Genomic DNA, 21,060 nt, shown 5'->3' with positions numbered 1-21,060 from the left:
CTTATTATTTATTTTCTACTAGCTCTTTTTCACCTGTTTCTACTTCCACGTCACGCTGAGCGAACACTTTCTTAGCTACATTTAAAGCATTTAACACGCGTGGGAAACCTGTGTATGGGATTAATTGAATGATGCTCTCCACAATTTCCTTTGGCTCTAGTCCAGCAGTTAGACCTGTATTCAAATGCAGCTCCAGCTGTGGCTCTGTACCCTGAGTAACCAGTGATGAAATGGTCACTAACGCTCGCTGCTTATTTGTTAGGCCAGGTCGTGAATAAATGTCTCCATAGGCAAATTCAATAATGTATTTTCCAACGTCAGGAGCTAGGTCTTTTAAGTCTTCTGTAATTTTTAAATGAGTTGAAATATCATCGTTACTCGTTAATGTATATTCCATTAATTTATCTAAACCTTTTTGATAACTATCTTGTGCCATGTAAAATCAACCTCCGTATTTTTTACTGACACCGCGCGGAATCACTGTTTGTTTTCTTGTATGTTTTCTACACTATCTACTTTAACGCACATTTTCTCTTTCGTAAAATACATATATTCAATACAACATATGCATTTTATCTATATAAAGCAGAATGCTGTTTATTCATATAGTGTAGAAATTGTTTAGAGGCATATGAAATATATTTATCCTTTTTTAAAATCAATGCTAGATCCCACGAAATCGAAGGGTTAATAATAGGAACGGCTTTTACGATAGCCGAATCTACTTTTGCTGCAATGGACTGTGGAAAGATAGATACACCTAAGTTTTCCGCAATCATTTCACCAATGAAATCCCATTGAGAGCTTTCGTAGGCTACGTTAGGTTCAAACCCTGCTTGTTGACATGCCTGAATAAGCCGGTCGTGAAGTGTAAAATCTTCATTAAACAAAATAAATTTCTCTTGGGCTAACTCATTAATTTCTACATGCGTTTTAGAGGCTAAAGGGTGGGAATGGTGAACATATAAAAGCATTTTTTCAGAGGTAAAAGGATTAATATCAAAAAGGTGTTCATTTACTGGAAGGACCGCCACGCCTAAGTCTAATTCTCCTTTTTCTACTGCTTTTTGAACACGGTTGGCTCCGTATTCAATAAGTTTAATTGTGATATCTGGATAGAGCTGCTGAAACCCTTTAATAATCTTTGGAAAGAACAGCACTCCAATCAATGGAGGAATCCCAATTTTAATCACTCCTTTTTTCAGATTCATCACATCATATAAATAAGTCGATAGCTCATCAATGGATGCCATGACTTTTTGTCCTTGCATATACACGACTTCCCCTGCATCCGTTAAATCAATCTGTCTTGCGGACCGATCAATTAACTCTACTTCCAATTCTTCTTCTAAGTTTTTTACCATTTTGCTTAAAGTCGGCTGTGAAATATGAAGACTTTGAGATGCTTTAGTAAAGCTTCTTAGTTTGGCAACTTCTAAAAAATAATTAAGCTGACGAATATCCATCTCTGCTCCTCCTATAGATAAAGTGAATATCTTTTATATTATTTATTCATTTTACCTATTATTTTTTAAGATATACAGTAAAAATATAAAGAAAAGATGGACACATAATAAATCAATTTTATCTAAAAAAGAACAAATGGGATAAAGGCGCTAGTATGGACCGTTTGTGACACAGCTGTTGATTTATGAGCGAGTCTTCGCCTTGCCCTCCCATCAACACCTAGAAGCTAATGAAGCCTCCGCTTACCATAACATCAAAAAAATCCGAACGATTCATCGTTCGGATTTACCTTCACCTAAAATGCTTTTGCACCGTCTTCTTTTACTAGGATTATTTAAAATGTTTTGGCTGCTTGTGCTGCTTGTTCTAGACCGCTTTCAATAATTTCTTGAGCACGATCTGGAAACTGATTGTGACCTTCAATAATAACAGAGTTCACGTCCGCAATTCCAAAGAATTGAAGTACGCTGCTGACATATTTAACGGCCATTTCGACGTCAGCTGCTGGACCTTCTGAATACACTCCGCCTCGTGCATTTAATAACATCACTTTTTTATCGCCTAGTAATCCCACCGGACCGTCTGGCGTATACTTAAACGTTTTGCCTGCTTGATTTAAATAATCAAAGTACGTATGAAGCACGGCCGGCACGGTAAAATTCCAAAGCGGAAAGGCAATAACAATTTTATCTGCTTCCACAAATTGTTCTAAGTAGTAATTAGCAGTTTCTGCTGCTTTGTTTTCCGCTGCCGTCACTTCTAGCCCTCTTGCTAATTTAAACTGACCGTTTATCATGTCGGCACCTAAATAAGGAAGTTCTTCTTGAAACAAATTTAGTTCTATTATTTCTTCATCTTGGTGCGATTGTTGATAGCTTTCTAAAAATGCATCATATAATTTCACGCTAACCGCTTCACTTGCCGATCTGTCATTTGCTTTTATAAAAAGAGTATAACTCATACTAAAACCTCCACTGATTGTTGATACTCTTATTTTATTCGCTTTTTTCGTTCGTTTCGAACGACTTTATAATGAAATGCCTTCATACTTTAGTCTGAAAAATCCTATATTAGATTTTATTAAAGAACAAAAAACAAATTGACAACGATAATCATTATCATTAAAATTGGAGAGAATTTAATTATTACTATCATTTAAAGTAAGGGGAGCTTTTTATGTGGTCGAGTTTGGCTTTGTCGCTTCGTGAAGGTTTAGAAGCGTCACTTATTATCGGAATTATTTTAGCTCATGTTACAAAAATTGGCCGAAAAGACTTAAAGTATTCCGTCTTCATTGGCGCTGCTGCTGGCCTTATTTTCAGCTTAGTATTTGGCTTTATTGGCTTTAATGAGGCGAAAGAGTTAGAAGAAGAGTCAGAAGAAATTTTTGAAGGAGTCATGATGCTTTTAGCTGCAGGTCTTATCGCTTATTTTATTCTGTGGTTGCACCGAAGCAAAGAAATGACATCTTCGGTTACATCAAAAATTTCCAGAAGCTCTTCCAAATGGGGAATAATCGTTTTAGCCTTTTTATCTGTCTTTCGTGAAGGAACAGAACTAATTATTTTTAATCTGACACAAGTGAATCAACACGCCTCTTCTATTGTATTCGGCAGTATAAGTGGCATTTTGCTGGCCATCGTTATTACATACATTCTGTTCAAAACAGCTATTAAGCTGAACCTGTGGATTATTTTTAAAGCGCTTGGTATTTTCCTTATTTTTATTGGAGGAGAGTTATGCGGTGAAGGTTTGGTTAAGCTATTCGAAGCTGGTGGAGAGCCCCTTGAGATAATTGGATTTAGTGTATTTACAGTTGCATCACTGTATCTATTCTTCCAAACGGAGTTAAAAAATTTAAAAGTAAGAAAACAAAAATCAGCATCATAATCACACAAAAGCCGCCTAATGGCGGCTTTCTTAGTTTGTAGATGAAACGGGAAGGTGAATCACAACTTCCGTTCCTTGTTCTTCTTCACTTTTAATAAAAATCTCGCCTTTATGCTGACGGACAATAGTTTGTGCAATCGATAGTCCAAGCCCCGTTCCTCCCGTAGCTCTGCTTCTAGCTTTATCGACTCGATAGAAACGTTCAAAAATATGGGCAAGATCTTCTTTTGGAATGCCAATTCCATAGTCTTTTACTTTGATAATGACATCTTCCTGCTTTTTTTCAACGGTCACTTCAATTTTATCCGTACTGTATTTAATTGCATTATCAAGCAAAATAATCAACACTTGCTTCATTTTTAGTTCATCCACTTCAATCATAATGGGCGTTTGATCATAATGAAGAACTAATTCTCTTTTGTATACCTGCTGCAGCTGCTTAACGATTTGTTCAAAAATAAGAACAAGATCTGTTTGCTTCGTATCAAGCGTTTGTTCTTTTTCCACACTTGCCAGATCAAGCAGCGTTTCAATCATTTTTTGCATTTTGGTTGCTTCCGCATAGATGGTGTCGATGGCATCCAGCGTAATTTCTTCATTTTTAATCCCTCTTCTTCTTAATAAATTAGAATAACTGCGAATAACGGTTAGAGGGGTTTTTAATTCATGAGAAGCATCGGAAACAAACTGATTTTGCTTTTCAATATTTTCTCGCAAGCGGTCAATCATATGATTAAAGGTAACGGTCATCCCCTGCAGTTCATCTCTCGTTTCCGTTTGAATGAGGACCTTTTTAGGAACACCGCTCTCTTCGATCTCTTTCATCGTTGTGACCATATTTTTAATAGGATGCATAATGACTCGTGATAACCATCTTCCTCCTAAAAGAGACAGTAAAATGGACACAAGCGAACAAAAAATCAAAATTGATAGCAAAATATCTTTACGGGTTTCAAAACCAGTCAGAAGCTCACCAATCTCAAGTGTTTCAACGACTTGATTATTGACTTTGACAGGCATGCGAATAACCAATACTTGCTTTTCTCTGATTTTGCGAAGTTTCACCTTTTTTTTCTTTGAAAATTCGGGCTTGATTTTCACCAGATGAGGATCATTTGATACCTGGTTGATAACCGTAGAATTTTCTGAGACTGTTCGGATAAATGAATGGTTGGTCAAATAAAATTTTAGTAACTCCGGCGAGAGCTCCACGGAATGATCTTGCTGACCTTTTTGAATAATCTCGCGTGCTTTTTCGAATAAAATGTCCTGTTCCATATTTACGGTAGATTTAGTAAAAGAGAAAAAAACAACGATGTTCATGATTAATAAAATAACCACTAGCCATGCTGTTGTCAGTAAATTAATCTTCGTCGTGATCTTCATGTTTCTCCTCTTTCATCATATATCCTACGCCCCGCACCGTATGAATGAGAGAAGTAGAAAAACCTTCATCTACTTTTTTTCTTAAGTGGCGAATATACACATCAATTACGTTCGTTTCTCCTTCATATTCATAGCCCCAAACGTTTGTGAGAATTCCTTCTCTCGTGACAATTTTATTTTTATTCGTAAGCAAATACACGACTAAATCATACTCTTTCGGTGTCAGCGTAATGGATTCATTGTTTCTTAGGACTTCCCTTGTTTCAAGATTAATGGTCAAATCACTTATCGTTAAGAGCTCCGCTTCAGCTTCTTTCGTTCCTGATGCTTCTACGAGCGAACGATAGCGAATACAAGAGCGAACCCGCGCTAACAGCTCTTCAATTTCAAACGGTTTCGTAACATAATCATTAGCCCCTTGATCTAAGCCCATTACCTTATCTAGCGTCGTATTTCTGGCAGTTAATAAAATAACTGGCGTAAATACTTCCGCTTTCCGAAGTCTCCTTAACACCTCAATACCGCTCAGGCTTGGAAGCATCACGTCTAGCAAAATGAGGTCATATTGAGCGGATATTGCCGTCTCTAACCCCGCTTTCCCGTCGTACTCAACATCTACTTCATAATCTTCAAATTCCAATTCAATCTTTAACACTTTCGCAATTTGCGCTTCATCTTCCACAATTAAAATTTTCTCTTTCATGTTATACACCTCTCACCACATGTCTTAAGTGAAAGAATAGCTTCTTTAGATAAAAAAACAACACCTTTTTCAAAAGATGTTTGTTTTTTTATCTAAACCCTACTTTTTCAACATACTTGTTCTTTAGCTTATCCTTATTGTTTGTAAACATGAATGTTTTACGCATGAAGACCGATCGTTTGCTTTTCACCTAAAATCCAATTGACTACTGCTAAAAGTTCTTCAGGCGTTTGTGCTTCGATTTCTTTATGATAAGCAGCAATAGCGTTATATAATGTGTTCATTTTATCAGCATCCTGCAGCACTTCCTGCAGCTGACTTTCTAACGATTGATCCGTCTTTAGTTCTTGAACTAAGTTTCGTTCTGTTAAATAGCGTAAATTTACTTCTTCTTGACCCGGTAAAGCAGAATGAACAAAAATCGGTAAATTTTTGCGAAGAGCTTCACTGACCGTGATACCACCTGGCTTTGTTACGATAGCATCCACTTGTTCATACAGTTCATTCATTTCTGTGCGTGATGAAATGTACGGAATTGGTGTAACGTGCTGTAATTCCCATCCCTTGATTTCTTCGTATAACTTTTGATTTTTGCCGCATAAGACAAAGTAATGAAAATGGCGCGCATCTTTTAAATCATTGTAGAAATCCATAATATTGCCTAAGCCGCTGCTGCCTCCGGCAATTAAAATATTTTGGTTACCATGATGCTTAACAGTTCTTGTTTTTGTTATTTCTTCATGTACCGGTATCCCTGTGACCATCATATTTTGAAGTGGAATTTCACTTTGAGCACGAAGCCCTCTTTTTACTTCTTCACTAGGAAGAAAGTGAAAGTCAATCTCTTCTTTTCCCCATAAATTATTAATAAAGAAATCCGTGTAGACATTTATAATAGGAACATCACACTTGCCTTTTGCTTTTAATTGACTGAGCAAATAAGAAGGAAATCCATGTGTACATATAATTAAATCCGGATTTTCTTCTTTAACTAAGTGCTCCATTTTTTTTGCGAATACGTGATGATACCATTTGAATGAATGAACAGGCGGTTCATAAAAGAGATGTTTGTATGCCATATTGTACGTTTCTGGAGCATAACGAATCCATTTCAAATATGTGCCTGTGACCACTTTTTCTAATAGTTCGTTTGTATAGCTTAATAAATCTATTTTTTTATAACAAATATTTGTTGTTCTTCTTTCCAATATATCCATTAACGCCTCTGCCACTTGATGATGGCCAGAAGGCATTTTTAGAAGAGGTAAAAATAAAACCTTTTTCAACTGTTTCATCTCCTATTCTAAAAGCAGTTTCTTCCTCTCCTTTTTATATCATTAAATGCCCTTAAATTTCGGATTTTAATTGATTTTTAATGTGAAATTCATCGTTTTTTTAGAGTGTCAATCTAAACTAAGAGTGAAAAGTACTGCATAAGGAGAAAACAAATGAACCTCAATTACGAAGTATTTCAATGGATTAACTCGTTTGCTGGTAAATCCAGCGCAATGGATTCTGTAATGATTATCATCACGAATAGCGTTCCTTATTTTATAATGGCTTGTTTGCTTTTGCTTTGGTTTAGCGGAAAAACAGAAAGAACAATTTATCACCGTTATACGGCTTTATACATGTTGTTTACAATTGTACTTTCTCTATGTATCAATGAAGTCATTCACCTGGTGTATTACCACCCGCGTCCGTTTGTGACTCATCACGTTCATAAACTGATTCCGCACCCGGCTAATTCATCTTTTGTTAGTGATCATTCAATTTTAGTCTTTTCTGCTGCTTGGATCATGTGGTTACGGAAAAACAAATCGAGAAGCATCATTTTTATATGGGCTGTCATTTCGGGCCTTTCGCGTATTTACGTAGGCGTTCACTATCCAGCAGATGTACTTGGAGGCATGGTGATCGCGGGAGCTATGGGATGCTTTATTATATACGTTTCAGCTAAAACAGCTCCTCTTATTCAGCGATTATTCTGGATTCACGATTTGATTATCAAGCGTATTCCGTTTCTATCTCCCTATACACATGAACAAATTAGCAAAAAAAATCATTCAGCTTAAAGAGGCTGAGACAAAAATAGTTTAGCTGAAGTGAAAAACGAACCACTAATCAAACAGTTTGATTAGTGGTTCGTTTTTTTTGTTATGGTGAACGTAGATTTTATCTGTTTCGTTCCTTCCAGCAGTTGATTGGAGGGCAAGACGAAGACTCCTGCTGGAACAGTGGAACAGGTGAGATCCCCGCAGGAGCGTAAGCGACGAGGAGGCTCAGCGGCCGCCCGCGGAAAGCGAAGCCTTGCACGGAAATCAACTGCGGTCGAGCAAGCAGTCTAGATTATATATCCAGATTGTTCGCCTTTGGATCGGATTCATTTCGTTACTTCCCAGTCTCTTTCTTTATTATTTTTAAAAAACAACGTTCACTTTCTTGACTTTCACTTTTATTTATTTTATATTAGTTGATGTATCAAACATTGATGTATCAAATATTAATCCATCAATAAATATCATAGAAAAAGGGAGCGACTTTCTTGTCACATTCATGTTCTGAAAAAGCAAATGTTCTGTATGCTCTGCAAGAAGTTAATAAACAAATTAATCAAAAGTTTGAGCATTGTACCGGTGTTAGCCAATCACGTCTTGATATTTTACATCAGCTTTATGAAACAGGTGAAATGAGTCAAAAGGCGCTTCAACAGCAAGTAAACATTGACAATGCTGCAATTACAAGACATTTAAAGCAGCTCGAAGAAAGAGATGTTGTATCACGCCGTAAAAACCCTGATGACAACCGCGTAACATTTGTAAAGCTTACGAAAAGCGGACATGAAAAAATCGGTGCATTTCGAAACGAAAAAGCTCGCTTTATTGATGAAGCATTTAAAGATTTCAGCGAAGAAGAACAGCTGCTGCTTTCCAAAATGCTCGAGCGTTTAAAAGTAAACATTTCGGCCATTGAACGGTCATAACATTTTTAACATAAAGGAGAGTTCATCATGACACAAACAAAAACACTAAACAATGATTTCCAAGATATTATTACAGGGCGCAGATCTATTCGTTATTACGATCCATCTGTCAAAATCAGCCGTGAAGAAATGAAAGAAATTTTAACAGAAGCGACGCTAGCTCCATCTTCTGTTAATGCACAGCCTTGGCGCTTTCTAGTAATTGATAGCCCTGAAGGAAAAGCAACATTAGCTCCGCTTGCTAAATTTAATCAGTCACAAGTAGAAACATCAGCAGCTGTTATTGCGATATTCGGCGATTTAAAAAGTGAAGAAAATTTAGATGAAATTTACGATAAAGCTGTTGAACTAGGCTATATGCCACAAGAAATTAGAGACATGCAAATCCCTAAAATCAAAGCGCACTACGCAGCTGCTTCTGAAGAATTAAATAAAGAAACAGTATTAATTGACGGCGGTTTAGTATCCATGCAGTTAATGCTTGCTGCACGTGCTCATGGTTATGATACAAACGCTATTGGCGGTTATGAAAAAGATCAAATTGCCGAAGCATTCGGTTTAGACAAAGAGCGCTATGCACCGGTTATGTTACTTTCAATCGGCAAAGCAGCAAATAGCGGTTACCCGTCTGTACGTTTACCAATCGAAAAAGTAGCTCAATTTAGATAATAAAAAAAGGTGCTGTGTATTCAGCACCTTTTTTTATCCTCCACTAACGGGTGGAATAAATGCGACGGTATCTCCCGTTCTAATGGCTTCTTCATCTGTTACAAACTCTTCGTTGACTGCTGTCATCGTTTGCTCCAAAGAGGAAAGCTTATACGTTTTTTGTACATATTCCTTTAATTCCTTCACTGTTATATCTTGCTTATCAACTGTTACTTGTTCCACTCCAGCCTCTTCACGTATAGCAGCAAAAAATAAGACGTTAATCATTTTCACATCTCCTTCAATGGCTTTCCTTCAGGATATTCTTTCGTTTCTAACTGATCTCCAATCCATTTTGTTCCGTCTTCCCAAAATTCTTTTTTCCAAATTGGCACAATTTGCTTAATGCGTTCAATAGCATACTCGTTTGCTTCATAAGCTGTTTTGCGATGCGGAGAAGAAACGGCAATAACTACTGCGACTTCTGTTATATCAAGTTTCCCGATTCGGTGAGTAATAGCTGTCAACGCATCGGGCCACTTTTCCTGAATTTCGTCACCAATTTGGCTAAGCATTTTCACTGCCATTGGCACATAGGCTTGATATTCAAGAGAGAGCGTCTTCTTGCCTTTTGTAAATTCTCTTACCGTTCCAATAAATGTCGTAATAGCTCCAGCGTCTCTTCTAGAAACTTTTTTAATTATTTCATCTACAGCAATTGGCTGATTTACTACTTCAAATAAGTGCTGGTTCATCTTCTTTCCCCCACTTCTTTCAATAAAAAATTAAGATAAAGTTCGTCTTCTTGTAAGTGAAACATTGGATATGCTCGCTGCACTTCTTTTTTTAGTGGAACGTGACTAATCACGCATATAATATTGGTTAGAGAGGAAAGCAGAACAAGATCTTCTTCACTTCGAATCAAGACTGCTTTTGGATAGGATTCTTTTTTATATCCTTCAACAAAAATGACATCTGGCGAGAAAAATTGATAAAAATCAATCAGCTTTTTTAGGCTCCAGTCTTTACTATCTGCCGTAAGCTGTAGGATTCCACCTCCCTCTACACCTGCCACATCGGCACCTGCTTGCTGGTGGCGATGACTGTCTTTTAGCTCACTGCTGCTATCTGGAGGTCCGCCGTGTCCATGGTGCTTAATAGAACCTACACATAGATTAAATTGTTTCGCTCTTTTAATGAGCTTTTCCACTAAAGTAGTTTTTCCGCTGTTTTGAAATCCAACTACTTGTAAAACAGTGCAACTTGCTACCAAGGCCATTCACTTCCCCGCACGTCATCTAGCAATAAGACGTCAACCAGCATTCCTTCTTTGTATCCTCTCGTTCCTCCGGGAAATATAATTAACGTATCCGCATGAGCTAAAGAAGAAACAGCACTAGATTTTGTAAAGCTTAGTGGAGAAGCAATCAGCTGTCCTTCCCTATATGAAAGCCTGCCAGATACAAATCGCATAAAAGGATTTGGCTTTAAGAAGTCTTTTCCTAACAAAGCTTTTTCTTTCCGAAGATGAGGGGTGCTTTTACCCGCATATGTACTGATGACAGGACGAGCCAGAAGTTCAAAACCGACATAGCACGCTGTAGGATTTCCCGATAGGCCAAATAAAAGCTTCTCTTCCATACGAGCAACCGTTGTGACACTGCCTGGCCTCATCGCTATTTTATTAAAAAGAACTTCGGCCTGTAATTGCTTATAAACATCTGGTAGATAATCATAGTCTCCTACTGAAACGCCGCCCGTTGTAATCAGCATGTCCACTTCTGATAGTGCAGATTTTACCGCATTGTAGCACTCACTTAAATCATCGGGCATGATACCAAAATAGTTCACTTCGCCCCCAGCTCTTTCAATTTGGGCACGAAGCATATGAGCATTGCTATTACGAATTTTGCCCCGTTCAACAGGATCACTCACTTCCACTAGTTCACTTCCAGTTGCAAGTAATCCAACTACAGGCTTTTGGAAGACAGCTACGTTATCATAGCCAAATGTGGCTAAAAGAGCAGCTACTCCCGGAGTGATATACGTTCCTTTTGAAGCTAACACGGTGCCTTTTGTTGTTTCTTCTCCTTGAAAAGAAATGTTATCTCCGCCGTTAAATGAACGCTTGATTTGAACGATCGGCTGATTGTCCTTCGTATATTCTTTTGTTACTTCAAGCATCGCAACCGCATCGCAGCCTTTGGGAATAGGAGCTCCTGTCATAATACGCACAGCCTGCATCGCGCTGACTGTATGTTCAAAAACAGAACCCGCTCCTATTTCTCCTCGAACGGCCAGTTCTACTGGATGAAGTGATGATGCTTCTTTCGTATCTTGCGACCGAACGGCAAAACCATCATATGGTGAACGATCAAAAGCAGGAATATCATGATCTGCTATTAAATCTTCAGCTAAAAATCTGCCGTGAGCTTCTTCAAGCGCAATGATTTCTTGCTTTCTGTTTTTTGCATACTGCATCACTCGTCCAACGCATTCTCCGACAGGGATAGGAGTTCGCTTTTCTCTCATTCTTTTCACTCCTTTACTCATCCTAGTAAACGATAATATAAGCTTTTCGCAAATTGAATATCATTCGTTCCATGAATAAATACACGGCCATCTTGAAAAATTACAAAGCGCTGCTCTGAAAGCTGACATGACAGAAGGTATGGATTGCGGTCCACTTTCCCCTGTTTTTTTAACCGATTTTCCAATTCATCGAAGTTGTACAAATGGCGCTGCGAAGGTCTGATTTGAACCGTCTCTCTGCCGCACAGAACTTCTGTTTTAAGCTGATTTTCATACGCTAGGTTCGGATAGGTTCGGGTCGATCCGCAAGAAAAACATTTATCACTTTTCATTTTGCCCGTCTTAAATTCAGCGTGCTGATTATTCCAGACGTCAAAGGTTAGAAATGTGTGACGCAAAGCTTCAACATCTTCGACTAAAATTTTTAATGCTTCGGCTATTTGATAGGCTGCTACGATTTGAACAGCTGGACTGATAATTCCTGCTGTCTCACACGTTGCTCCTCCCACAGGGATCTTTTTTAGTATACAGTGCAGGCAAGGCGTTACATTTGGGATAATCGTATAAGTGGTGCCATAGCTGCCGACACATGAGCCATATATCCAAGGCACGTCATGCTTATGTGACAAATCATTTAAAATAAAACGGATGTCAAAATTGTCTGTTGCATCAATGATCACATCAGCTGTTTGGACGATACTTTCTAAATTAGCAGGCTGAGCATCCATCACCAGCGCTTCGATCTTCACTTCTGTGTTTATTTGACCCAAACGATTTTTTGCTGCTACAGCTTTAGGTAGTTTGTTTTGGGCATCTTGTTCTGTATAAAGCTGCTGACGCTGTAGATTACTCCATTCTACATAATCACGATCTACAAGAGTCAATTTTCCAATTCCAGCACGCACGAGAGCTTCTGCGCTGGCGCTGCCTAGAGCCCCTGCACCCACAACTAAAACATGCTTACTTCTAATTTGCTGCTGCCCTTTGTTTCCAACAGGCTGGAAAAGCTGCTGACGTGAATAACGTTCTGTCACTCTTTTCTCTCCCTTTCTCGTTCAATCTCTGACTTCACTATCTATTCCTTCATCAAAGATATTTCTTTAAAAACATGCTATTATACACATAAAGCTAAGCTGCTTTACGGACGCTTACGTGCATAAATATACAAATATATTTTGATGGAGGTATTTAATAAATGTCCATTGCCGGCATTGTATTAGCAGGAGGAAAATCTTCTCGCTATGGTAAACCAAAAATGTTTGAAACCTATAACAAGAAATCATTTTACGAATATAGTATAGATGCATTAAAAGAAAATCACGTCACACCTATACTTGTGTCTACCAACCAAGATTTACTCCCTTATTTTCAAAGGAAGGATGTTGCATTTGCAGTTGAAAAATGCCCGTATCAAGGACCTTTGTATGCAATTCATCACGCTTTAACTGCCATCGATTGCTGCGCTGAATGGTTCTTTATTCTTTCTTGCGATATTCCTTTTATTAATGCTGAGTTTGTTCATCACATGATAACACTGACTCAAACAGACTCACCTGACATTGTTCTTCCTGTTCAGCCTGATCACATTCACCCGCTTCTAGCACTCTATCACCGTAGAACGCTTCCTCTTATTGAACAACTCGTTACACAAGGTGAAAGAAGGCTTACGCAATTATTGAATCAGACAAATGTCCTTCGCGTGCCTTTTTCAGCAGAAGATCCCACGTTTATAAATGTGAATCATCGCAGTGATTGGGAAGTATAAAGCTTTTTTGAATTATCCACCAATATGGGACATTTCCACTTTTTCAGCGCCTTGGACCTGTCTTCCGTTAGCTCGTTCGTCTGAGTAGCGATCTTTCCGATGATTCCAGATATCAGAAATAGTGTCACAAACAGTATGATCAGATGCTTCTGATCGTATCAGTTTGCGGAGGTCATATCCTTTTGACGCGAACAAACAGGTATAGAGCTTTCCTTCAGCCGATACTCTTGCGCGTGAACAAGTGGAACAGAATGAATCTGTGACAGATGAAATGATACCAATTTCCTCTTCTGTCCCGACGTATCGATACCTGGTAGCTACTTCCCCCGTATAATGAGGTGGAATTTCTTCAAGAGGCATTTCTTGTCCAACTATATCCAGAATTTGTTTCTTTGTTATAACCTCATCCATTTTCCATCCGTTTGAATTTCCAACATCCATATATTCAATAAAACGCAGCGTATGTTTTTTGTCTTTAAAATAGTGGGCCATCGGAAGAATATCCTGCTCATTCTTGCCTTTTTGAACAACCATGTTTATTTTGACTGAAATCCCCGCACGAGCTGCTGCCTCTATTCCTTCTAATACTCGTTTTACGCTTCCTCGGTTTCCATTCAGCTCTTGAAATCTCACTTCATCAAGTGAGTCTAAGCTGACGGTCACTCTTGATAATCCCGCTTTTGATAAGGCTTCTGCATGCTTCTTTAACAGTGAGCCGTTTGTTGTTATGGCAATATCATCTATACCCTCAATTTGCTTCAGACGATTGATTAGATCTGGCAAGCCTTTTCTTAGCAGCGGCTCTCCTCCCGTTATACGCACTTTTTTTACTCCTAGCGATGCGAATAATCTAGTGAGTCTCTCTAATTCATCAAACGAAAGAATGTTTTCGGCAGGTAAAAATGGATAGTCTGCCCCAAAAATTTCTTCAGGCATACAATATCGACAGCGAAAGTTACAGCGATCTGTTACGGACAAACGCAAGTCTCGTAAAGGACGCTTTAAAGTATCAACTATAGCGTATGACATCTGCCTCATCTCTCCTCTCTCTAGCTGTCAGCTTCTCCACAGCAGATTAACTCTCTTTTAAAATTCTTTCCGGGCATGTATAAATATTCAACGAATCATTTCGAATAAACCCTACCGTTGTAATTCCCAATTCTTCTGCTAGATTTAAAGCAAGTTCAGTCGGAGCAGATTTTGAAAGAACCACTTCACACCCGATCTTCGCTACTTTCAACAAAATTTCTGACGAAATACGGCCGCTGAAAACGACTACTTTATCTCTAATTGAAATATGGTGTTTTAAGCAATACCCGTATAGTTTATCTAGAGCATTATGCCTGCCAATGTCCATTCTGCTAAGCATAAAGCCATTTTTATCACAAAGAGCAGCGTTATGAACGCCACCCGTTTCTTGAAACGTAGCAGCAGATTGCTGCAGCTTATTCATCAATTGAAAACAATCCTTAATTGAAAGTTCTACCGATATATCATTCATTTTTTTAGCAGTCAGCGCATCATTTATAAAGACAAACCCTTGTCTGCTCGCCCCGCAGCAAGACGTGATATATCGTTTATTTTGAAGGTTTTGAAAATACGGGTTTAATTTATCTATTGTAACATGAACATACCCTTCTTTTTCTTGAACCCATATGTTTTTAATGTCTTTATATGCTCGAATAACCCCTTCAGATGCTAAATAGCCAATGACCATATCTTCAATGTATTGAGGGCTACATACCATCGTGACAAACTCTTCTTCGTTAATTTTCACAGTCACAGGAAACTCCGTTACAATTTTATCTTCCACGCTTTCCATTTCACCATTTTTAAATTTAAGAACTGTACGCTTCTTAACGGTCGAATTCATGTGATGTCTCCTTTTTCAAATAATGTTTTTATCAAAAACGAATACGGAAACCGCTATATTTTCTTTTATTTTCATATCTGAAAATAAATTAACCAGCTTTGCTCCGACCAATTCTTCTAGCCCTTCGGGCGGATTCGATGCATATACATCTTGGATCATTTTTGTTCGAGCTAGATGAACCATGTCACATCCTTCAGAAGTGCTTGCAATAAATGTTTCTGTCGGAGTTAAATTTCCATACAGTGTTGAGACAGCCATATTTTCAACAAAAACCGTATGTATTCTTTCCGGTCCTTTTCCAAATAAATCTTTTCGAAGCTTCCGAATAATATCATTAAATTCATGAATAGTTTTTGACATAATCAACGCTCTCCCACCGATTAAAATTAAATTGTGCATTTTATTCCTACAGTTTTTTTATCATAAATCAACACTTCAAAAAATAAAAGCCTAAAATTTTTGCAGCAAAACTTTTGAAGAGAGTTCGGTATTTAAAAAAGTTGTGCATTTAAAAACGTAGCGATATAATTATAAATAACCGAGATGGAATAATAATAATAATGAATTGTTATTACTCTATCACTTTTTCTTAACGATATAAATGGGCCGGATTGGCATATTAGTAAGACCTGCTAGTAAACTATTCCACCATGATTGCACTTCCCTTATTTAATTAGGCGTGTGTATTCATGGTGGTTTTTTGTTTTATATAAAGGAGGAAAACAAATGAGTCGTGAAACCATCACTGTTCATATAAATGGCAACGAATACAAGGCAGCTTCAGGTTCTACCATACTTGAAATTATTAACCAGCAAAGCATTGAGCACCCTCAGATTTGTTATGTTCCTGAAGTGGATCCTATTCAAACTTGTGACACATGTATCGTTGAAATGAATGGCGAGTTAGTTCGTTCTTGTTCTACAAAAGCTGAAAACGGCATGAAGATTGAATTACAATCAGCACCCGCAAAAGCGGCACAGACGGAAGCAATGGATCGTTTATTAGAGAATCATTTGCTATACTGCACCGTTTGCGACAATAACAATGGAAACTGTAAATTACATAACACAGCCGAAATGATGGAGATTGAACATCAAAAATACCCCTATACGCCAAAGGCCTCAGAGAATGAAGTCGATATGTCTCATCCGTTCTACCGTTATGACCCTAATCAATGCATTGCTTGTGGACAATGCGTAGAGGTTTGTCAAAATCTTCAAGTTAATGAAACACTCTCTATCGACTGGGAAGCGAAACGCCCCCGCGTTCTCTGGGATGACGGTGTAGCAATCAATGAATCTTCTTGTGTGAGCTGCGGTCAATGTGTAACCGTATGCCCTTGTAATGCATTAATGGAAAAATCCATGCTTGGAGAAGCTGGATTTATGACTGGACTTCCAAAAGACGTTTTAAATCCAATGATTGATTTAGTTAAAGAAGTAGAACCTGGATACAGCGGAATTTTTGCTGTTTCAGAAGTAGAAGCAGCTATGCGTGAAACACGCACGAAAAAAACAAAAACGGTCTGTACATTTTGTGGAGTGGGATGTTCATTTGAAGTTTGGACAAAAGGCCGTGAAATCCTTAAAGTTCAGCCTAGCTCTGATGCTCCTGCAAATGCTATTTCAACCTGTGTGAAAGGAAAATTCGGCTGGGATTTTGTAAACTCTGAAAAACGTATTACTAAGCCTTTAATCCGAAAAAATGGCGCATTTGTAGAGTCGTCATGGGAAGAAGCCTTGGACTTAGTAGCAAGCAGGTTAAGCTCTATCAATCAGCAGTATGGACATGGATCAGTTGGTTTTATCTCTTCTTCTAAGATTACAAACGAAGAAAACTATGTTATTCAAAAGCTGGCTCGCCAAATGTTCGAAACAAATGACGTAGACAACTGCTCTCGCTACTGTCAGTCTCCTGCAACTGATGGATTATTCCGAACAGTGGGAATGGGAGGCGATGCCGGCACGATAAAAGACATCGCAAAAGCTGGACTGGTTATCATCGTTGGAGCTAACCCTGCTGAAGGTCACCCTGTATTAGCAACTCGTATCAAACGCGCGCATAAGCTTCATGACCAAAAACTAATCGTCGCGGATTTGCGCAAAAACGAAATGGCTGAACGCTCTGACATTTTTATCAGTCCAAAACAAGGTACGGACCAAGTATGGCTAATGGCTGTAACAAAATACATGATTGACCAAGGATGGCACGATGAAAAATTCATCCAAGAAAACGTCAACTATTTTGAAGACTTTAACTCTTTGCTTGAAAAGTACACGCTTGAATATGCTGAACAAATCACGGGTATTCCAGCAGCAACGCTCATTCAAATAGCTGAAATGATTCGAGACGCCGATGGAACCTGTGTGCTGTGGGGCATGGGCGTAACGCAAAATACGGGAGGCTCTGATACATCAGCGGCTATCTCAAACCTGTTGCTTGCTACTGGAAACTATCGACGCCCTGGAGCAGGCGCTTATCCACTCCGAGGCCACAATAACGTCCAAGGAGCATGTGATATGGGAACTCTTCCAGCTTGGCTTCCAGGCTATCAGCACGTCACAGACTCAGTCGCCCGAGCGAAATTTGAAAAAGCATACGGTGTAAAAATTAAAGACAAGCCAGGGCTTGATAATATTCAAATGCTGCATTCAATTGATGAAGGAAAAATGAAGGCCATGTACCTTGTCGGAGAAGATATGGCTCTTGTTGATTCAAATGCTAACCACGTACACGAAATATTATCAAATTTAGATTTTTTTGTCGTCCAAGACATTTTCCTTTCGAGAACGGCTCAATATGCTGATGTTGTACTCCCTGCTGTTCCTTCTCTTGAAAAAGACGGAACGTTTACCAATACGGAGCGACGTGTCCAAAGATTGTATCAAGCATTACCAACGCTCGGTGATTCAAAGCCGGATTGGTGGATTGTTCAAGAGATTGCCAACCGCTTAGGTGCGAACTGGACGTATACACATCCTGGTGATATCTTTGCAGAAATGGCTAGTCTATCACCCCTATTCAGCCAAGCCAGCTACGAAAACCTTGAAGGCTGGAATAGCTTCTTATGGGGGAGCTTAGAGGGAAAAAGCACGCCGTTACTTTACGTCGATGGGTTTAATTTCCCAGATAAAAAAGCGCGCTTTGCTTTATCACATTGGGTACTTCCTGCCGAATTCCCAGAAGAATATGATCTACACATTAATAATGGAAGAATGTTAGAACATTTTCACGAAGGGAATATGACTAATAAATCGAGCGGCATCCAATCAAAAGTACCAGAAGTATTTGTAGAAATTTCACCTCAGCTTGCCAAGGAGCGTGAAATTGAAGAAGGTTCGCTTGTCAGATTAATCTCACCGTTTGGAGCAGTAAAAGTACAGGCATTAATTACAGAGCGAGTAAAAGCAAATGAACTGTACCTTCCAATGCACTCTGTTCATAAAGATTCGGCTATTAACTTCTTGACGGGACCTGCAGTAGACCAACGAACAAATACGCCGGCTTACAAACAAACAAAAGTACGGATGGAAGTATTAAGTAAAGGTGGCGAAACGCCTTTACCGCCTACAAATCCGCGTAATAAAAAACGTCATCCTCAAAATGGGGTCGAGGTTCAGCGTAAATGGAACCGTCCTGGCTACGTCCATTTAACAAGTAAATAGGAGGAGAAAAGATGGCACAACCTATTACAGAAATTAAGAAACCTCTTCTAAGCGAGGAAGAAGAAAAACAACAAAAATTAGAAGATTTAACTTCTCTGCTGGCAGATAATGAAGAAGCGTTGAACCGTATTCTCGGTATTGTTGGCGAACTTAACGACATGGGTGTTCTTGAAGCTGCTGATTCAATGATTCAAGCAAAAGAAAAAATCTCAAAAATTGCGCTTCATCAAATTTCCAGAGAGCCGGTAACCAATTTAATTAATACTCTTATGGGTGCAAGCAGCGGTTTGATGAAGGCAGATCCAGAAGTAACCGCTAAACTTGTAAATAGCGCAACGGCTGGTATGAACGAAGCGAATGAATATGTAAAAACAGGAAAAAAAGTAAGTGCATTAGCTCTTATAAAAGCGCTAAACGATCCAGATGTCAATCGTGCAATTGGATTTGGGCTTCACTTTTTAAAAGGAATGGGCAAAGCGTTGGAAGAATAAATGAAGCAGCGACTTGAAAGTTTTCCCCTTTCAAGTCGCTGTTTTCTTTTTAGGAAGTCAAATTTTAAATGAACGTGATATAGTTATACTAAATTGCTTTACTACAACTAATTGAGGTGACACGATGCAACAATACTTTAAACCCTTATTCGCACTATTATTTTTAATTATGTTTACTGCTGCTTGTTCGAACGAAACAAATACAGATCAATCCGCAGCTCAGCACAAAAACATCAGCTTAACGATATCCGCTGCGGCCAGCTTAAAAGATGCGCTCACTGATCTTCAAAAGCAATATGAAAAAAAGCATCCAAATATAGACTTAAAATTTAATTTTGGAGCTTCAGGCTCGCTGCAGCAGCAAATTACAAACGGCGCACCTGTTGATTTATTTTTTTCAGCCGCGGAAGACAAGTTTGATGCACTAGTAAAAGCAGGAGCTATTTCCAAGGAAAATGGTACTGACTTGGTTGGCAATGACCTTGTGCTTATCGTCCCAAAGAATAATCCGTCTGCTATCACAAACTTTGAAGATCTATCAAAGCCGACTGTTCAAAAAATTGCACTTGGAATACCAGAATCCGTTCCTGCCGGACAGTATGCGAAGGAGACTTTTGAACACATGAACCTCTGGAAAGACATTGAGCCAAAAACCGTCTATGCGAAAGACGTACGCCAGGTGCTTTCCTATGTGGAGACAGGAAACGTTGAAGCTGGGGTGGTTTATAAAACCGATGCCTTGATTTCAAAAAAGGTGAAGATTGTCGCTACTGCAGAGAATAGCACTCACAAACCAATTGTATATCCTGTAGGCGTTATTAAGGATTCGAAACATCCACAAGAAGCGAAAGCTTTTTATCAATTTTTACAAAGTAAGACGGCTCTTGACACTTTAAAGAAATACGGTTTCACTGCAAATTGAGGCCGCTATGATTCAAGAATTTTTATCTCCTCTTCAGCTATCCCTTAAAATTGCATTAGTAGCAGGATTTGTCGTTATTATTTTAGGCACTGTTATAGGAAAACTGTTATCCAGGAAACACTTTAAGGGAAAAGTGATGATTGAAACGGCGTTAATGCTCCCGTTGGTGCTCCCTCCGTCCGTTGTTGGATTTTTATTGATTGTCATATTCGGGAAACACAGCCTGCTTGGCCGGACAATTGAATGGGTCTTTCAACAACCTGTTATTTTCACATGGTGGGCGGCTGTTATTGCATCCGTTGTCGTTGCGTTTCCGCTTATGTATCAATCTGCCAAAACAGGCTTTCAAGGCGTAGATTACGAAATTGAAGACGCAGCTCGAGTAGATGGTGCAAGCGAATGGAAAGTCTTTTTCTTTATTTCCATCCCTTTAGCTTCTAAAGCCATCGTAACAGGAGGAGTGCTAAGTCTGGCAAGAGCACTCGGAGAGTTTGGAGCCACTTTGATGTTTGCTGGTAATATTCCAGGTGAAACACAAACTGTTCCTACCGCTATCTACGTAGCGATTGACTCTGGAAACATGAATCTCGCTTGGCTATGGGTTATTTCAATCGTCTTTCTTTCCTTTCTTATGCTGCTTTTTGTTCAGCTTAAACAAAAGTAAAAGGATGTCTCTTACACAAAGAGACATCCTTTTTACATACATCATAAATTAAAAAGGAGCTAATCAAATG

The 21,060-nt window shown here is 38.7% G+C and carries 24 protein-coding genes; 10 read left to right on the top strand and 14 right to left on the bottom strand.

What is annotated here, in order from left to right; all coding sequences use genetic code 11:
* Positions 1 to 4: 4 nt before the first annotated feature.
* The 3 genes from AC3WJG_RS17060 to AC3WJG_RS17050 all read right to left on the bottom strand — a co-directional run bounded on the left by AC3WJG_RS17060 (position 5) and on the right by AC3WJG_RS17050 (position 2,428).
* Entirely contained in the window at positions 5 to 436 is a 432-nt protein-coding gene (locus tag AC3WJG_RS17060) for a carboxymuconolactone decarboxylase family protein (RefSeq protein ID WP_028409624.1), read from the bottom strand.
* Positions 437 to 572: 136 nt separating this feature from the next.
* Complete coding sequence (locus AC3WJG_RS17055; protein WP_028409625.1) at positions 573 to 1,466, bottom strand: LysR family transcriptional regulator; 894 nt, start codon at positions 1,464 to 1,466, stop codon at positions 573 to 575.
* 335 nt (positions 1,467 to 1,801) lie between these two features.
* Positions 1,802 to 2,428 carry an FMN-dependent NADH-azoreductase gene (locus AC3WJG_RS17050; RefSeq protein WP_102813393.1) on the bottom strand — a complete coding sequence of 209 codons (627 nt, stop codon included), beginning with the start codon at positions 2,426 to 2,428 and terminating at the stop codon, positions 1,802 to 1,804.
* Between the two features lie 215 nt (positions 2,429 to 2,643).
* Here AC3WJG_RS17050 and AC3WJG_RS17045 point away from each other — a divergent pair, with 215 nt between their 5' ends.
* The gene (locus AC3WJG_RS17045; RefSeq protein ID WP_060745823.1) at positions 2,644 to 3,357 is read left to right on the top strand and encodes an FTR1 family iron permease; all 714 of its coding nucleotides are present in this window, start codon (positions 2,644 to 2,646) and stop codon (positions 3,355 to 3,357) included.
* A 30-nt stretch (positions 3,358 to 3,387) separates the two neighbouring features.
* Here AC3WJG_RS17045 and AC3WJG_RS17040 read toward each other — a convergent pair whose 3' ends face one another.
* From AC3WJG_RS17040 to AC3WJG_RS17030, 3 genes are all read right to left on the bottom strand, one after another.
* Complete coding sequence (locus AC3WJG_RS17040; RefSeq protein ID WP_098779248.1) at positions 3,388 to 4,743, bottom strand: sensor histidine kinase; 1,356 nt, start codon at positions 4,741 to 4,743, stop codon at positions 3,388 to 3,390.
* Positions 4,721 to 5,446, bottom strand: a complete 726-nt coding sequence (locus AC3WJG_RS17035) for a response regulator transcription factor (RefSeq protein ID WP_025752630.1) — start codon at positions 5,444 to 5,446, stop codon at positions 4,721 to 4,723. The genes AC3WJG_RS17040 and AC3WJG_RS17035 overlap by 23 nt, the downstream gene beginning before the upstream one ends.
* A 158-nt stretch (positions 5,447 to 5,604) precedes the next feature.
* On the bottom strand, positions 5,605 to 6,741 hold the full coding sequence (locus tag AC3WJG_RS17030) for an MGDG synthase family glycosyltransferase (protein WP_240717505.1): 1,137 nt from the start codon (positions 6,739 to 6,741) through the stop codon (positions 5,605 to 5,607).
* A 153-nt stretch (positions 6,742 to 6,894) separates the two neighbouring features.
* On the opposite strand from AC3WJG_RS17030, the gene AC3WJG_RS17025 reads away from it, so the two are divergent.
* The 4 genes from AC3WJG_RS17025 to AC3WJG_RS17010 all read left to right on the top strand — a co-directional run bounded on the left by AC3WJG_RS17025 (position 6,895) and on the right by AC3WJG_RS17010 (position 9,098).
* Entirely contained in the window at positions 6,895 to 7,521 is a 627-nt protein-coding gene (locus AC3WJG_RS17025) for an undecaprenyl-diphosphatase (protein ID WP_028409630.1), read from the top strand.
* Between the two features lie 129 nt (positions 7,522 to 7,650).
* Complete coding sequence (locus tag AC3WJG_RS17020; RefSeq protein WP_180976343.1) at positions 7,651 to 7,794, top strand: hypothetical protein; 144 nt, start codon at positions 7,651 to 7,653, stop codon at positions 7,792 to 7,794.
* Positions 7,795 to 7,991: 197 nt separating this feature from the next.
* Positions 7,992 to 8,429: a MarR family winged helix-turn-helix transcriptional regulator gene (locus AC3WJG_RS17015; RefSeq protein ID WP_013085370.1), complete on the top strand. Its 438-nt coding sequence runs from the start codon at positions 7,992 to 7,994 to the stop codon at positions 8,427 to 8,429.
* A 27-nt stretch (positions 8,430 to 8,456) separates the two neighbouring features.
* Positions 8,457 to 9,098, top strand: coding sequence for a nitroreductase family protein (locus AC3WJG_RS17010; protein WP_013059680.1), 642 nt, complete (start codon positions 8,457 to 8,459; stop codon positions 9,096 to 9,098).
* 33 nt (positions 9,099 to 9,131) lie between these two features.
* On the opposite strand, the gene moaD is transcribed toward AC3WJG_RS17010, so the two are convergent.
* The 5 genes from moaD to AC3WJG_RS16985 are packed head-to-tail and all read right to left on the bottom strand — an operon-like array spanning position 9,132 to position 12,643.
* The gene (gene moaD, locus AC3WJG_RS17005) at positions 9,132 to 9,365 is read right to left on the bottom strand and encodes a molybdopterin converting factor subunit 1 (protein ID WP_028409631.1); all 234 of its coding nucleotides are present in this window, start codon (positions 9,363 to 9,365) and stop codon (positions 9,132 to 9,134) included.
* 2 nt (positions 9,366 to 9,367) lie between these two features.
* The gene (locus tag AC3WJG_RS17000; protein ID WP_025752620.1) at positions 9,368 to 9,832 is read right to left on the bottom strand and encodes a molybdenum cofactor biosynthesis protein MoaE; all 465 of its coding nucleotides are present in this window, start codon (positions 9,830 to 9,832) and stop codon (positions 9,368 to 9,370) included.
* The gene (mobB, locus tag AC3WJG_RS16995; protein WP_098791943.1) at positions 9,829 to 10,356 is read right to left on the bottom strand and encodes a molybdopterin-guanine dinucleotide biosynthesis protein B; all 528 of its coding nucleotides are present in this window, start codon (positions 10,354 to 10,356) and stop codon (positions 9,829 to 9,831) included. The genes AC3WJG_RS17000 and mobB overlap by 4 nt, the downstream gene beginning before the upstream one ends.
* Complete coding sequence (locus AC3WJG_RS16990) at positions 10,344 to 11,609, bottom strand: molybdopterin molybdotransferase MoeA (RefSeq protein WP_492588422.1); 1,266 nt, start codon at positions 11,607 to 11,609, stop codon at positions 10,344 to 10,346. The genes mobB and AC3WJG_RS16990 overlap by 13 nt, the downstream gene beginning before the upstream one ends.
* A 17-nt stretch (positions 11,610 to 11,626) precedes the next feature.
* Positions 11,627 to 12,643 (bottom strand): molybdopterin-synthase adenylyltransferase MoeB, encoded by a 1,017-nt coding sequence (locus AC3WJG_RS16985; RefSeq protein ID WP_102813391.1) that lies wholly within the window; start codon positions 12,641 to 12,643, stop codon positions 11,627 to 11,629.
* A gap of 161 nt (positions 12,644 to 12,804) precedes the next feature.
* Between AC3WJG_RS16985 and mobA the strand changes: the two genes are divergently transcribed.
* Positions 12,805 to 13,374, top strand: a complete 570-nt coding sequence (gene mobA, locus AC3WJG_RS16980; RefSeq protein WP_098333930.1) for a molybdenum cofactor guanylyltransferase — start codon at positions 12,805 to 12,807, stop codon at positions 13,372 to 13,374.
* A 12-nt stretch (positions 13,375 to 13,386) separates the two neighbouring features.
* Here the strand turns inward: mobA and moaA are convergent, their stop codons facing one another.
* The 3 genes from moaA to AC3WJG_RS16965 form a co-directional block, all read right to left on the bottom strand.
* Positions 13,387 to 14,403, bottom strand: a complete 1,017-nt coding sequence (gene moaA / locus AC3WJG_RS16975) for a GTP 3',8-cyclase MoaA (protein WP_098333929.1) — start codon at positions 14,401 to 14,403, stop codon at positions 13,387 to 13,389.
* Between the two features lie 46 nt (positions 14,404 to 14,449).
* Entirely contained in the window at positions 14,450 to 15,196 is a 747-nt protein-coding gene (fdhD, locus tag AC3WJG_RS16970) for a formate dehydrogenase accessory sulfurtransferase FdhD (RefSeq protein ID WP_371400140.1), read from the bottom strand.
* Positions 15,197 to 15,262: 66 nt separating this feature from the next.
* Positions 15,263 to 15,607, bottom strand: coding sequence for a Na-translocating system protein MpsC family protein (locus AC3WJG_RS16965; RefSeq protein ID WP_013059689.1), 345 nt, complete (start codon positions 15,605 to 15,607; stop codon positions 15,263 to 15,265).
* Between the two features lie 366 nt (positions 15,608 to 15,973).
* Between AC3WJG_RS16965 and fdhF the strand changes: the two genes are divergently transcribed.
* From fdhF to modB, 4 genes are all read left to right on the top strand, one after another.
* Positions 15,974 to 18,913 (top strand): formate dehydrogenase subunit alpha, encoded by a 2,940-nt coding sequence (gene fdhF / locus AC3WJG_RS16960; protein ID WP_098433184.1) that lies wholly within the window; start codon positions 15,974 to 15,976, stop codon positions 18,911 to 18,913.
* An 11-nt stretch (positions 18,914 to 18,924) separates the two neighbouring features.
* Positions 18,925 to 19,404, top strand: a complete 480-nt coding sequence (locus AC3WJG_RS16955) for a helical membrane plugin domain-containing protein (protein ID WP_013085382.1) — start codon at positions 18,925 to 18,927, stop codon at positions 19,402 to 19,404.
* 124 nt (positions 19,405 to 19,528) lie between these two features.
* Positions 19,529 to 20,326, top strand: a complete 798-nt coding sequence (modA, locus tag AC3WJG_RS16950) for a molybdate ABC transporter substrate-binding protein (RefSeq protein WP_098526056.1) — start codon at positions 19,529 to 19,531, stop codon at positions 20,324 to 20,326.
* A gap of 7 nt (positions 20,327 to 20,333) precedes the next feature.
* Entirely contained in the window at positions 20,334 to 20,990 is a 657-nt protein-coding gene (gene modB / locus AC3WJG_RS16945) for a molybdate ABC transporter permease subunit (protein ID WP_028409640.1), read from the top strand.
* The last annotated feature ends 70 nt before the right edge of the window (positions 20,991 to 21,060 follow it).

The organism is Priestia sp. FW507-14D1A (assembly GCF_058781295.1).
Note: the sequence above shows the minus strand (reverse complement) of the source record. Positions and strands in the feature narration are given on the sequence as shown.

Bases quoted from the DNA above. Each gene is read 5' to 3' on its own strand.
- AC3WJG_RS17035 (WP_025752630.1), bottom strand. From the start codon at position 5,446: ATGAAAGAGAAAATTTTAATTGTGGAAGATGAAGCGCAAATTGCGAAA.
- AC3WJG_RS16990 (WP_492588422.1), bottom strand. From the start codon at position 11,609: ATGAGAGAAAAGCGAACTCCTATCCCTGTCGGAGAATGCGTTGGACGA.
- AC3WJG_RS16965 (WP_013059689.1), bottom strand. From the start codon at position 15,607: ATGTCAAAAACTATTCATGAATTTAATGATATTATTCGGAAGCTTCGA.
- fdhF (WP_098433184.1), top strand. From the start codon at position 15,974: ATGAGTCGTGAAACCATCACTGTTCATATAAATGGCAACGAATACAAG.
- fdhD (WP_371400140.1), bottom strand. From the start codon at position 15,196: ATGGAAAGCGTGGAAGATAAAATTGTAACGGAGTTTCCTGTGACTGTG.
- modB (WP_028409640.1), top strand. From the start codon at position 20,334: ATGATTCAAGAATTTTTATCTCCTCTTCAGCTATCCCTTAAAATTGCA.
- moaA (WP_098333929.1), bottom strand. From the start codon at position 14,403: ATGTCATACGCTATAGTTGATACTTTAAAGCGTCCTTTACGAGACTTG.
- AC3WJG_RS17000 (WP_025752620.1), bottom strand. From the start codon at position 9,832: ATGAACCAGCACTTATTTGAAGTAGTAAATCAGCCAATTGCTGTAGAT.
- AC3WJG_RS17010 (WP_013059680.1), top strand. From the start codon at position 8,457: ATGACACAAACAAAAACACTAAACAATGATTTCCAAGATATTATTACA.
- AC3WJG_RS17040 (WP_098779248.1), bottom strand. From the start codon at position 4,743: ATGAAGATCACGACGAAGATTAATTTACTGACAACAGCATGGCTAGTG.
- modA (WP_098526056.1), top strand. From the start codon at position 19,529: ATGCAACAATACTTTAAACCCTTATTCGCACTATTATTTTTAATTATG.
- AC3WJG_RS17045 (WP_060745823.1), top strand. From the start codon at position 2,644: ATGTGGTCGAGTTTGGCTTTGTCGCTTCGTGAAGGTTTAGAAGCGTCA.
- AC3WJG_RS17055 (WP_028409625.1), bottom strand. From the start codon at position 1,466: ATGGATATTCGTCAGCTTAATTATTTTTTAGAAGTTGCCAAACTAAGA.
- AC3WJG_RS17030 (WP_240717505.1), bottom strand. From the start codon at position 6,741: ATGAAACAGTTGAAAAAGGTTTTATTTTTACCTCTTCTAAAAATGCCT.
- mobB (WP_098791943.1), bottom strand. From the start codon at position 10,356: ATGGCCTTGGTAGCAAGTTGCACTGTTTTACAAGTAGTTGGATTTCAA.
- mobA (WP_098333930.1), top strand. From the start codon at position 12,805: ATGTCCATTGCCGGCATTGTATTAGCAGGAGGAAAATCTTCTCGCTAT.
- AC3WJG_RS17060 (WP_028409624.1), bottom strand. From the start codon at position 436: ATGGCACAAGATAGTTATCAAAAAGGTTTAGATAAATTAATGGAATAT.
- moaD (WP_028409631.1), bottom strand. From the start codon at position 9,365: ATGATTAACGTCTTATTTTTTGCTGCTATACGTGAAGAGGCTGGAGTG.
- AC3WJG_RS17025 (WP_028409630.1), top strand. From the start codon at position 6,895: ATGAACCTCAATTACGAAGTATTTCAATGGATTAACTCGTTTGCTGGT.
- AC3WJG_RS16955 (WP_013085382.1), top strand. From the start codon at position 18,925: ATGGCACAACCTATTACAGAAATTAAGAAACCTCTTCTAAGCGAGGAA.
- AC3WJG_RS17050 (WP_102813393.1), bottom strand. From the start codon at position 2,428: ATGAGTTATACTCTTTTTATAAAAGCAAATGACAGATCGGCAAGTGAA.